The organism is Agrobacterium sp. ICMP 6402 (genome assembly GCF_009498615.1).
GTDB classification, from domain to species: domain Bacteria; phylum Pseudomonadota; class Alphaproteobacteria; order Rhizobiales; family Rhizobiaceae; genus Agrobacterium; species Agrobacterium burrii.
Genome location: NZ_QSNV01000035.1, coordinates 1 through 708, shown reverse-complemented (window position 1 = coordinate 708; position 708 = coordinate 1). Strand labels below are relative to the sequence as shown.

At 61.6% G+C, this 708-nt stretch carries 1 protein-coding gene; it reads right to left on the bottom strand.

What is annotated here, in order from left to right; genetic code table 11:
• The coding region (locus DXT96_RS26830) for an AGE family epimerase/isomerase (RefSeq protein ID WP_194287753.1) at positions 1 to 690 on the bottom strand (690 nt) is incomplete at its 3' end.
• Positions 691 to 708: the final 18 nt, after the last annotated feature.

Here is a 708-nt window from a genome sequence, read left to right as displayed (position 1 = left end):
CTCGAAGAATTCTCGCAAGCCGCCATTACCGCCATCGATGAAGCGGGTGAGCGCCAGATCGGCGATCTCGTCGGCCAGCGCCGACCACGGGCCTTCCGGGTCCTGCACCTCCCAGGCCAGCATCGCCTCGAACAGATGCATATGCGGATTGGAGCAGAGCGGCGTGCGCGGCGGGTTTTCCTCCTCGAAACCGGCGACGGGATGTTTGTAGTCGCGCTCGAGAATGGCAAGAATATCCAGCGCCCGGCCGCGCATCTCGTCCTTGCACTCGGGCAGGCTTGCGGCGGTCTGTGCGGCGGCGAAAAGCGCAAAGGCCTGATTGTAGAGATCGAAGGACGGATCGATGAGTTTTCCGGTCTGGTCGGCGAGGTTTCCGTAAAGGCCGTTATCGAGGCGATAGACCTTTTCGAACCAGCTCAAGCCGTGCAGGAGCGCATCTTTCCACGGTCCCTGCCAGCCATGCTGGCCGGCAGCGGCGAAACAATAGGCCTGACGTGGCTGAACGCGGGCGCGGCGGTCATCGGAAAAAACCGGTTTCGCATCCTGGCCAAGGCGCTCGTAAAAGCCGCCATCCGGACGGGCGGAACCCGCCTCCCACCACAAGGGCAGGGCATCCTCATCCAGCCATTTCCGTAATGTTCCGACCTCTTCGGCAAGCGCCTGAGCGGCACTCGGAAATTGCACTGTCATACGTCAACTCTCTGTTTT